The sequence below is a fragment of the Saccharopolyspora sp. 7B genome (genome assembly GCF_020177435.1).
Taxonomy (GTDB): domain Bacteria; phylum Actinomycetota; class Actinomycetes; order Mycobacteriales; family Pseudonocardiaceae; genus Saccharopolyspora_C; species Saccharopolyspora_C gregorii.
On sequence record NZ_JAIUKC010000094.1, the window covers coordinates 1 to 9,841 of the forward strand.

The 9,841-nt window shown below is 72.7% G+C and carries 10 protein-coding genes; 7 read left to right on the plus strand and 3 right to left on the minus strand.

All coding sequences use genetic code 11. From position 1 onward, the window contains the following. Positions 1-49 precede the first annotated feature (49 nt). The 5 genes from alaS to LCD33_RS15875 all read left to right on the plus strand — a co-directional run bounded on the left by alaS (position 50) and on the right by LCD33_RS15875 (position 6,196). Positions 50-2,725, plus strand: coding sequence for an alanine--tRNA ligase (gene alaS, locus LCD33_RS15855; protein WP_224956602.1), 2,676 nt, complete (start codon positions 50-52; stop codon positions 2,723-2,725). Then, on the plus strand, positions 2,722-3,204 hold the full coding sequence (gene ruvX / locus LCD33_RS15860) for a Holliday junction resolvase RuvX (protein ID WP_224956601.1): 483 nt from the start codon (positions 2,722-2,724) through the stop codon (positions 3,202-3,204). The genes alaS and ruvX overlap by 4 nt, the downstream gene beginning before the upstream one ends. 11 nt (positions 3,205-3,215) lie before the next feature. Next, on the plus strand, positions 3,216-4,433 hold the full coding sequence (gene mltG / locus LCD33_RS15865) for an endolytic transglycosylase MltG (RefSeq protein ID WP_224956600.1): 1,218 nt from the start codon (positions 3,216-3,218) through the stop codon (positions 4,431-4,433). Beyond that, entirely contained in the window at positions 4,420-5,280 is an 861-nt protein-coding gene (locus LCD33_RS15870) for a shikimate dehydrogenase (protein ID WP_224968772.1), read from the plus strand. The genes mltG and LCD33_RS15870 overlap by 14 nt, the downstream gene beginning before the upstream one ends. Before the next feature lie 112 nt (positions 5,281-5,392). Next, a complete protein-coding gene (locus LCD33_RS15875; protein WP_224956598.1) occupies positions 5,393-6,196 on the plus strand; it encodes a trypsin-like serine protease in 804 nt (267 codons plus the stop codon). Positions 6,197-6,283: 87 nt separating this feature from the next. On the opposite strand, the gene LCD33_RS15880 is transcribed toward LCD33_RS15875, so the two are convergent. Genes LCD33_RS15880 through LCD33_RS15890 form a run of 3 tightly spaced genes read right to left on the minus strand, consistent with a single transcriptional unit; the run spans position 6,284 to position 8,735 of the window. Continuing rightward, a complete protein-coding gene (locus LCD33_RS15880) occupies positions 6,284-6,553 on the minus strand; it encodes an HPr family phosphocarrier protein (RefSeq protein WP_224956596.1) in 270 nt (89 codons plus the stop codon). 44 nt (positions 6,554-6,597) lie between these two features. After that, complete coding sequence (locus LCD33_RS15885; RefSeq protein ID WP_224956595.1) at positions 6,598-7,962, minus strand: PTS transporter subunit EIIC; 1,365 nt, start codon at positions 7,960-7,962, stop codon at positions 6,598-6,600. Continuing rightward, positions 7,959-8,735: a GntR family transcriptional regulator gene (locus LCD33_RS15890; RefSeq protein ID WP_224956594.1), complete on the minus strand. Its 777-nt coding sequence runs from the start codon at positions 8,733-8,735 to the stop codon at positions 7,959-7,961. The genes LCD33_RS15885 and LCD33_RS15890 overlap by 4 nt, the downstream gene beginning before the upstream one ends. Before the next feature lie 289 nt (positions 8,736-9,024). On the opposite strand from LCD33_RS15890, the gene LCD33_RS15895 reads away from it, so the two are divergent. Further along, positions 9,025-9,261, plus strand: a complete 237-nt coding sequence (locus LCD33_RS15895; protein WP_224956593.1) for a glucose PTS transporter subunit EIIB — start codon at positions 9,025-9,027, stop codon at positions 9,259-9,261. Continuing rightward, positions 9,258-9,713 (plus strand): PTS glucose transporter subunit IIA, encoded by a 456-nt coding sequence (locus LCD33_RS15900; protein WP_224956592.1) that lies wholly within the window; start codon positions 9,258-9,260, stop codon positions 9,711-9,713. The genes LCD33_RS15895 and LCD33_RS15900 overlap by 4 nt, the downstream gene beginning before the upstream one ends. Positions 9,714-9,841: the final 128 nt, after the last annotated feature.

Sequence of the window (9,841 nt, forward strand, 5' to 3'; positions counted from 1 at the left end):
CGCCGCGACCCCGAACCCCGACCCCGCAGCACCCTCCGAAGGAACCACCGTGCAGACCCACGAGATCAACCACCGCTTCACCGAGCACTTCCGCGGCACCGGCCACACCGTGGTGCCCAGCGCCTCCCTGATCCTGGACGACCCGACCCTGCTGTTCGTGAACGCGGGAATGGTGCAGTTCAAGCCGTACTTCCTCGGTGACGCCCCGGCGCCGTACCCGCGTGCGACGAGCATCCAGAAGTGCGTGCGCACCGGCGACATCGACGAGGTCGGCAAGACGACCCGGCACAACACGTTCTTCCAGATGGCGGGCAACTTCTCCTTCGGCGACTACTTCAAAGAAGGCGCCATGGAGCACGCGTGGAAGCTGCTGACCTCCTCGGTCGCCGACGGCGGCTACGGCATCGACCCGGAACGGCTGTGGGTCACGGTCTACGAGCACGACACCGAGTCGGCGGCGCTGTGGCGCAACACCACCGGCATCGACCCGGCCCGCATCCAGGTGCGCGGCGCGGAGGACAACTACTGGGACATGGGCGTGCCCGGCCCCGGCGGTCCCTGCTCGGAGATCTACTACGACCGCGGCCCGGACTACGGCCGCGAGGGCGGCCCGAACGTCGACGAGGACCGCTACATCGAGATCTGGAACCTGGTGTTCATGCAGGACATCCGGGGTGAGGAGAGCCCGAAGAAGGGTGCTCCGCTGCTCGGTGAGCTGCCGACGAAGAACATCGACACCGGCATGGGCGTCGAGCGGGTCGCGTGCCTGCTGCAGGGCGTGGAGAACGTCTACGAGACCGACCTGGTGCGCCCGGTGATCGCGAAGGCCGAGGAACTCTCCGGCCGCAGCTACGGCGCGAACCCCGAGGACGACGTGCGGTTCCGCGTGATCGCCGACCACGCCCGCTCCGGCGTGATGCTCGTCGGCGACGGCGTCACCCCCGGCAACGAGGCCCGCGGCTACGTGCTGCGCCGGCTGCTGCGCCGCATCGTGCGCTCCGCCCGCCTGCTGGGCGTGCAGGAGCCGGTGCTGGGTGAGTTCACCCAGGTCGTGCGGGACGCGATGGCGCCGTCCTACCCGGAGCTCACGACCGAGTTCGAGCGCATCGACTCGGTGATCCGGAACGAGGAAGAGGCGTTCCTGACCACGCTCACCGCCGGTTCGAAGATCTTCGACGTGGCGGTCGCCGACACCAAGAAGGCCGGTGGCGCGCAGCTGGCGGGCGCCAAGGCGTTCCAGCTACACGACACCTACGGCTTCCCGATCGACCTGACCTTGGAGATGGCCGCCGAGCAGGGCCTGGCCGTGGACGAGGCGGGCTTCCGCGAGCTGATGGGCGAGCAGCGGCGCCGCGCCAAGGAGGACGCGAAGGCCCGCAAGACCGGCCACGGCGACCTGTCCACCTACCGCACGCTGCTGGACCAGCACGGCACCACCGAGTTCATCGGCTACACCGACCTGGAGTCGCGGAGCCGGGTGCTGGGACTGCTCGTCGACGGCGTCCCGGCGAAGTCGGCGGACGCGGGCACCGAGGTGGAGCTGGTGCTCGACCGCACTCCGTTCTACGCGGAGGGCGGTGGCCAGATCGCCGACACCGGCACCCTGGTCGGCCCGGGCGTCGAGGTGCGGGTGCACGACGTGCAGCGCTCGGTGCCGGGCCTGTTCGTGCACCGCGCGACGGTCGTCTCCGGCGAGCTGGGCGTGGACACCGAGCTGGAGACGGCGGTGGACCGCGACCGCAGGCGCGCCATCGAGCGCTCGCACTCGGCGACGCACCTGGTGCACGCGGCGGTGCGCAGCGCCTACGGAAAGCGGGCGGCGCAGGCCGGTTCGCTGAACTCGCCGGGCCGGATGCGGTTCGACTTCACCGCCCCCGCCTCGGTGTCGGCCGCGGTGCTGGGCGGCGTGGAGGAGGAGGTCAACTCCTACCTGCAGAACGACGTCGAGGTCGCCTCCTACACCACGACGATGGACAAGGCGATGGAGCTGGGCGCGGTCGCGCTGTTCGGCGAGAAGTACGGCGACCAGGTGCGGGTGGTCGACATGGGCGACTACTCGCGGGAGCTGTGCGGTGGCACGCACGTGGGCCGCATCGGCCAGCTCGGCGTGGTCAAGCTCGTCGCGGACTCCTCGGTGGGCTCCGGCGTGCACCGGGTGGAGGCGCTCGTCGGCATGGACGCGATGCGCCACATCAGCAAGGAGCACCTGCTGGTCACCCAGCTCGCCGAGCAGTTCAAGGTGCCGGCCGAAGAACTCCCGGAGCGCATCGAGGGAGTGGTGGCCCGGCTGCGCGGCGCCGAGAAGGAGCTGCAGCAGCTGCGCGTGCAGCAGGTGCTGTCCTCCGCCGGTGACCTCGCCGGGCGCGCCGCCGACGTGCGCGGCGTGAGCCTGGTCGCCGAGCAGGTCCCGGACGGCGTGGACGGCGGTGCGCTGCGCGCGCTGGCCGGTGAGGTCCGCGGCAGGCTCGCCGGACGCCCCGCGGTGGTGGCGCTGTTCGCCGCCGACCCGGGCGAGGGCAAGGTGTCCTTCGTGGTCGGCATCAACGACGCCGCGCGGGACCTCGGGCTCGCCGCGGGCAAGCTGGTCCCGTCGTTCGCCGCCGAGGTCGGCGGGCGCGGCGGCGGCAAGCCGGACATGGCGCAGGGCGGTGGCTCGAACCCGGCCGGCGTGCCCGCCGCGATCGAGGCGCTGCGCCGCGCCCTGGGCGAGGCGGTCCAGGGGTGACCTCAGGATCGCGGGGGGGCGGCCCGGCCGCCGACGCCCCTGACCCGGGAGCGGGACGCCGGATCGGGGTGGACGTCGGCGCGGTGCGCGTCGGGATCGCGCTCAGCGACCCGGCACCGATGCTGGCCACTCCGCTGGTCACGCTCCAGCGAGATGTGGAAGCGGAACGCGACCTGGTGGAATTGGCCCAGCTGGTCGTCGAGCACGAGGTGGTCGAGGTCGTGATCGGCCTGCCGAAGACGCTCGCGGGAAGGCACGGCACCGCCGCCGAATCCGCCCACGCCTACGCGGAAGCACTGGCCACCAGGATCGACCCGATCCCGGTGCGCTTTCACGACGAACGGTTGACCACGGTCACGGCGAGCCGCATGCTCTCCCAACGGGGGGTTCGCGGCAAGCGACAACGCGCCGTGGTCGACCAGGCCGCCGCAGTGGAGATCTTGCAGGCATGGCTTGACGCCCGGTCGCAGACCACCTGAGAGGACCTTTCGTGAGCGACGATCTCGGCCTGTTCGCGGATGACGCGGGCGAGCCGCCGCGGCGAAGCCGCAGGGAGGCCCGCGAGCAGCGGGCCGAACTGCGCCGCCGGAAACGACGTGGTTCGGTGACCGCCCTGGCCGGACTCCTGGTCCTGCTGCTCGTGGGCGGTGGCGTGGTGTACGGCGCCATGCAGATGCTCCAGATCGGGTCCTACGAGGACTACGAGGGCGAGGGCACCGGCGAGGTGATCGTGGAGGTCACCTCCGGCGACACCGTCAGCGCCGTCGGCCGGGCCCTGTCGAAGGCGGACGTGGTGGCCTCCACCACCGCGTTCACCAAGGCGGCGCAGGACAACAAGCAGATCAACAGCATCCAGCCGGGCTTCTACCTGATGCGGTCGAAGATGTCCGGTTCGGCCGCGGTCAGCCACATCCTGTCGCCGGAGGCGAAGACCGGCCGCATCGAGGTGCGCGGCGGGCAGCGGCTGGAGGACCAGCAGAGCCCCGACGGCGGCAAGACGCCGGGCATCCTCACCAAGCTCGCCGAGGCCACCTGCACCGGCGACGAGAGCAAGTGCACCACTCCGGAGCAGATGCACGAGGCCGCGGGCACCGTCGACCTGGCGACGCTGGGCGTGCCGGACTGGGCGATCGAGGGCGCGTCGAAGGCCGAGCCGGAACGGCGGCTCGAAGGGCTGATCATGCCCGGCATCTACGACGTGAAGCCGGGCGAGCCCGCCGAGGAGGTGCTGCGCCAGGTGGTGACGAAGTCCGCGGCGCTGCTGGAGGCCGCGGGCCTGCCGCAGGCCGCCGAGGGCACCGGCCGCACCCCGTACCAGCTGCTGACGATCGCGTCGCTGGTGCAGAGCGAAGGCATCGAGCGGGACTTCGACAAGGTCTCCAGGGTGATCTACAACCGGACCACCGACCCGCAGATGCAGCTGCAGCTCGACTCGACGATCAACTACCCGCTGGACAAGCCGACGCTGCTGACCAAGCCGGAGGACCGCCAGCGTCCGGGACCGTACAACACCTACCAGAACTACGGCCTGCCGCCGACGCCGATCTCCACCGTCAGCACGGCCGCGGTGGTCGCGGCGGAGAAACCGGCCGAAGGGACCTGGTCGTACTTCGTGAAGTGCTACCCGGACGGCACGTCCTGCTTCGCCACCACGATGGCCGAGCACGACCGCTACATCACCGAGGCGCGGCAACGTGGCGCGTTCTGATCGGACCGGGCGCAAGGCGGCCGTGGTCGGTTCGCCGATCGGGCACTCCTTGTCGCCGGTGCTGCACACCGCGGCCTACCGCGAGCTGGGGCTGACCGGCTGGAGCTACGAGCGGTTCGACCGGGACGCCGACGGGCTCGCCGAACTCGTCGGGTCCCTCGGACCGGAGTGGGCGGGCCTGTCGGTGACCATGCCGGGCAAGCGCGCCGCGCTGGGCCTGGCGAAGGAGGTCACCGACCGGGCCGCCGCCGTCGGCGTGGCGAACACCCTGACCCGGCTCGGGTCGGGGGAGTGGGCCGCGGACTGCACCGACGTGGACGGGGTGACCGGTGCGCTGCGCGCCGCGGGCGGGTTCACCGGCGGCCGCCGCGCGCTGCTGCTCGGCGCGGGCGGCGCGGCCGCCGCCGCGGTCGCCGCGTTCGCGGAGCTGGGCCTCGCGGAGCTGACCGTCGCGGTGCGCGAGCCCGCGCGGGCGCGGGACGTGGTGCTGACCGCGGAGCAGGTGGGGCTGCGGGTGTCGGTCGAACGGCTGGACTCGCTGGACCTGGGCGCGGCGGCGTCCGAAGTGGACGTCCTGGTCTCCACGCTGCCCGCGGGTGCCGCCGATCCGCACGCGGCCGAGCTGGCGCGGGCGGCCTGCGTGCTCGACGTGATCTACCACCCGTGGCCGACGCCGCTGGCCGACGCGGTGTCCGCGGCGGGCGGGCGGCTGGCGACCGGGCTGGACATGCTGCTGCACCAGGCGTTCGGCCAGGTCGAGCTGTTCACCGGCAGGACGGCGCCGCGCGCGGCGATGCGCGACGCGCTGCTGGCCGCCACCGGCGGGGAGCTCGCGCTCCCGCTCTGATCGTTTCCTGGCTGGAAGGACGAGATCGCCTTGTCCGTTCGGCTGATCCCCCGGCGCGCGGATCCCCCTAATCTCGCTTCGCAGCAGATCAGCACGGAGCGAGGAGCGAGCGATGATCCGACCCACCCGCCGGACCCGGGACGGACGAGCAGTGCTGCTGGGGGTGCTGGGGGCGATCACGCTCGCGGCGGCCCCGGTGGCGGCGTCCGCCACCCAACCCGACATGGAGCCGATGATCGTCGGCGGGCACGACGCCACCGAGCAGTACCCGTTCATGGTGTCGTTGCAGCTCACCGACGGCGGCGGCCACTTCTGCGGCGGTTCGCTGATCCGGCCGGACTGGGTGGTGACCGCAGCGCACTGCGCCGCCGGGCAGCAGCCGGGCGACGTGCAGGCCCGGGTCGGCAGCGCGGACAACACCACCGGCGGAACCCTGGTGGGGGTCTCCGAACTGGTCGTGCACCCCGGCTACGACGGGGCGAACCCCGGCAACGACGTGGCGCTGGTGAAGCTGGACCGGGCCGTGGAGCAGCAGCCGATCGCGTTGGCGGCCGGCTCCGGCGCGCCCGGCGACGCGACCCGGATCATCGGCTGGGGCGTCACCTGCGACGACCGGGAGCAGTGCCCCGAGCTGCCGACGCAGCTGCAGGAGCTGGACACCGAGCTCGTCCCGGGCGACCGGTGCGGCAACGGGTTCGACGACGCCACCGAGCTGTGCACGGACAGCCCCACCGAGGGCGCCCAGGGCTGCAACGGCGACTCCGGGGGACCGCAGCTGACGGGTGAGCCGGGGCGCTGGGAGCTGATCGGGGCGACCAGCCGCGACGGCGACGAGAGCCCGCTGTGCGGCACCGGCACCGGGATCTGGACCGACCTGACCGCGCACGCGGACTGGATCGAGCAGAACGCGGTCTGATCGCCGCGCGCCGGAACGACAGCGGGGGGGGGGGGGCGGGGGCGCCCCCCCCCCCCCCCCCCCCCCCCCCCCCGCTCCAGCACGGCGTCACTGCGCGTCGAGATCCGATCCGACGAGCTCCGCGAGCTGGTCCAGGGCCGCGTCCGCCCCGTCGCCCTCGGCGGCGAGGACGACCTCGTCGCCGTGACCGGCGCCGAGCGTCATCAGCCCGAGGATGCTGCCGGCCTGGACGGGCTCGGTGTCGGACTTGCGGATGGTGATCTGCACGGTCTGGGCCGCGGCCGCCTTGGCGACCAGCGCGGCGGGACGCGCGTGCAGGCCGACCTTGCTGGCCACGGTCACCCGTCGCTCGGGCATGGGGTTCCCCTTTCCTGGTGGAGGTGCTGGAGCCGGTGCGCGGCTCAGGACTTGCCGGTGCCCTCGCCGTCGGCGGGCTTCGGATCGGCGCCGCCCTCGGCCGGGGTGTCGGTGGACATCGTCGCGGTGGTGGAGCTGAAGTTCTCCTGGGATTCGGCGCTCGCGGCCGGATCCGCCTTCGCCGGCTTCGCGTCACCGCTGCTCTGGCCCTCGTCCAGCAGCGCGGAGCCTTCGCCCGCGTCCTCCCGGCCCGGAGTCCGCAGGTTCCACTTCGTGATGACGAACCGGAACACGAAGTAGTAGATCACCGCGTAGAGCAGGCCGATCGGGATCAGCCACAGCGACCGCTGCGAGATGCCGAAGTTCAGCACGTAGTCGATCGCACCCGCCGAGAACCCGAACCCGGAGTGGATGTCCAGGTAGTTCACCAGCATGTGCGAGGTGCCGGTGAGCACCGCGTGGATCAGCAGCAGCGGCCACGCCACGAAGATGAACGAGAACTCCAGCGGCTCGGTGATGCCGGTGAGGAACGAGGTGAGCCCCACCGAGAGCATCACGCCGCCGACGACCTTGCGCTGCGCGGGCGGCGCGCTGCGCCAGATCGCCAGCGCGGCGGCGGGCAGCGCGAACATGAAGATCGGGAAGAAGCCGGTCTGGAAGGTGCCCGCGGTCGGGTCGCCCTCGAAGAACCGGGCGATGTCGCCCTTCTGGCCGTGGTAGTCGCCGAACAGGAACCACACCACGTTGTTCGGGATGTGGTGCAGCCCGAACGGCAGCAGCAGCCGGTTGATCAGGCCGTAGATGCCGCCGCCGAGCACGGCGTTGGCGGTCACCACGTCGCTGAACGCGGTCAGGCCTGCGTCGAACAGCGGGAACAGCAGGCCCAGCACGGTGCCGATCACCAGCATGGCCACCGCGGTCACGATCGGCACGAACCGGCGCCCGCCGAAGAAGCCGAGGTAGTCGGGCAGCTTGATCCGGTGGTAGCGCTGCCACAACCAGGCCGCGACGAGACCGGCGATGATGCCGCCGAGCACGCCGTACGGGCCCTTGTTGAACGAGGTCCCGGCCTCCTGGCCGGTGATCTCCCACATCACCCCGGCCAGCACCAGGTAGCCGACCGCGGCCGACAGCGCGGTCGTGCCGTCCGCCTTGCGGGCGAAACCGATCGCCACGCCGATCGCGAACAGCAGCGGCAGGTTGTCGAACAGGGCGCCGCCGGCCGCGCCGATCACCCCGGCGACGGTCTGCAACCCCGAGACGCTGCCCAGCAGGTCCTCCTGACCGAGCCGCTGCAGCAGCGCGGCCGCGGGCAGCACGGCGATCGGGAGCATCAGGCTCCGGCCGAGCCGTTGCAGCAGCGCGAAGCCCTTCGAGCTCGCGCCGCCGCTCGCTGAGCCGACGGTCATGGGGCTACCTCCTCGGGTGGGCGGCCGGTGGTTCCGGCCTGGGTTCGCAGGGGCATCGTCACTTGGTACGCGTCGCCCCGGTACCAGGAGCGCACGTCCTCGACCGGGGTGTCGCGGGAGGTCGAGACCCGGCGGAACACCAGCAGCGGGCTGCCGGGTTGCACCTGCAGCAGCCGGGCGGTCTCCGCGTCGGCGCTCTCGGCCAGCACCGTCTGCATCGCGTGCTCCAGCCGGACGCCGTAGTGCCGCTCCAGCAGCGAGTACATGGATTCGGTGAGGTCGCGGCCGAGCAGACCCGGTGCCGCGGCCGGGTGGAACCAGCCGCGCTCCACGGCCAGCGGTGTCCCGTCGGCCTTGCGCAGCCGGGTCAGCCAGTAGGCGGGCGCGCCCGGTTCGAGGCCGAGCGCTTCGGCGGTGTCCGGGGGCGGCGGCAGTTCGGCGTGGCCGAGCACCTCGGTCTCCGCGTGCAGGCCGCGGCGGCGCATGTCCTCGGTGAACGACGCCAGGTCCAGCCGGACGTCGACCCGGGGGCGGGCGGTGAAGGTGCCCTTGCCGCGGACCCGCACCAGCAGGCCTTCGGACACGAGCTGGCCGATGGCCTCGCGCACCGTCAACCGGGAGACGCCGTAGCGCAGCGTGAGGTCCCGTTCGGAGGGCAGCGCGGCGCCCGGCGGCAGCTGCGCGGCGGCGAGCTCCCGCAGGATCTCCCGCAGCTGGGCGTGCTTGGGCGTGGGTCCGTCGAGCAGCGCGTCCGCTGTGCTGCGCTGGGCCACGACGCCCTCCCTGATCAGGGCCTGCTCGGCCGGACCGCGGTGTCTGCCGGATCGATCCGGATCGTTCCGGTGGGAACGGCTCCACCGTGATCGGGATCATTGGTACTGTCCGGTCTATACCAGTTGCTGCGGAAGAATGCTGGCTCACACGGATGGGTGTCAAGGCGGGGCTGTTTTTGTTGCCGCTTCGACACTCGGTAACGCAAGATCGACCGAGTGCGGGACCCTTCCCGGACGACGAACGCGCACCGGACGGACGTAGACCGCCGGGAGACGAAGGGAGCTTCGGGTGGCTCAGAACAAGGCCGCCGCGATCTTGGCCGCGCTGGGCGGCGGGGACAACGTGGTGGAGATCGAACCGTGCATCACGCGCCTGCGCTGCGAGGTCGGCGACGAGTCGCGCGTGGACGAGGCCGCGCTGAAGGCGGCGGGCGCGCACGGGGTGCTGCGGCAGGGCACCGTCGTCCAGGTCGTCGTCGGGCCGGAGGCGGACACGCTGGCCGGGGACATCGAGGACCTGCTGTGAGCGTGGAGGTGCGGAGCCCCGTGACGGGGCTGGCCGCCGCGCTCGCCGACGTCCCGGACCCGGTGTTCTCGCAGGCCATGGTCGGCCCCGGGGTGGCGGTGAAACCGGCGGCCGGGCCCGCGGACGCGGTCGCGCCGATCGCCGGGACGGTCGCCACGCTGCACCCGCACGCGTTCGTGGTCGCCGCGCCGGGCGGGACCGCGGTGCTGGTGCACCTGGGCATCGACACGGTCCAGCTCAAGGGCGAGGGGTTCACCCTGCACGTCGCCAAGGGCGACGCGGTCGAAGCGGGCGCGCCCGTCGTGTCCTGGGACCCGTCGGCGGTGGAGGCGGCCGGGTACTCCGCGGTGTGCCCGGTGATCGCGCTGGACCTCACCGCCGAGGCCCTGCACGACCTCCGCGAGGACGGCGAGGTCGCCGCGGGCGATCCGCTGTTCACCGTCGAAGGCTGACCCCCGCGTCGGAGAGCGGCCCCCGCGCGGGGGGGGGGGGGGGGGGGGTGGGGGGGGGGGGGGGGGGCCCCGGGCCCCCCGGGGGGGTGGGGGCCGGCCGCGACCCCGGCCGGGCCGCCCCGGGGGGC

Coding starts and splice junctions, on each gene's coding strand:
- LCD33_RS15875 (WP_224956598.1), top strand. CDS start 5,393: ATGATCCGACCCACCCGCCGGACCCGGGACGGACGAGCAGTGCTGCTG.
- LCD33_RS15880 (WP_224956596.1), bottom strand. CDS start 6,553: ATGCCCGAGCGACGGGTGACCGTGGCCAGCAAGGTCGGCCTGCACGCG.
- LCD33_RS15885 (WP_224956595.1), bottom strand. CDS start 7,962: ATGACCGTCGGCTCAGCGAGCGGCGGCGCGAGCTCGAAGGGCTTCGCG.